Genomic DNA, 381 nt, shown 5'->3' with positions numbered 1-381 from the left:
ATGGCATCGAGCATGGCGCGGCGTTCTTCTATGGTGTAGGTGCTGCGCTTTTCGGGATTGGTGCCGATGGCGACGATGAGTTCGTCAAAGAGGGATTGGGCTTCCTGTATCATCCACAGGTGGCCGAGGGTAGGTGGGTCGAAGCTGCCTGCGTACACGGCACGGCGCAGAGTGGTCGTGGTCATTTTGGGTTGGAAAGAGGATTTGTGTACGTTCAGGATAGGGGAGTTTGTCGGTGATGTCAAAAATCAAAAAGGCCGTCTGAAATTTCAGACGGCCTTTGCGGCTTGATCAGTCGTCACCGCTAATAGAGATGAGGATTCTCAAGAGGCTGCTGAAAATGTTGTAGATGGAGATGAAGATGGTCAGCGCCGCGCTGAT

Annotated in this window: 1 protein-coding gene and 1 pseudogene; both read right to left on the bottom strand. The window is 53.0% G+C overall.

Annotated features, from left to right (window positions below; translation table 11 throughout):
- A partial coding sequence (locus tag ACTHSP_RS22590) for an adenylyltransferase/cytidyltransferase family protein (RefSeq protein ID WP_440347081.1) occupies positions 1-185 on the bottom strand: 185 nt, incomplete at its 3' end.
- A 106-nt stretch (positions 186-291) separates the two neighbouring features.
- A pseudogene (locus tag ACTHSP_RS22585) lies at positions 292-381 on the bottom strand (BAX inhibitor (BI)-1/YccA family protein); the annotation flags it as partial.

The sequence above is a fragment of the Neisseria sp. P0001.S005 genome (assembly GCF_051963715.1).
The sequence above is the reverse complement of the archived record's forward strand: the minus strand, read 5'-3'. Positions and strand labels throughout refer to the sequence as shown.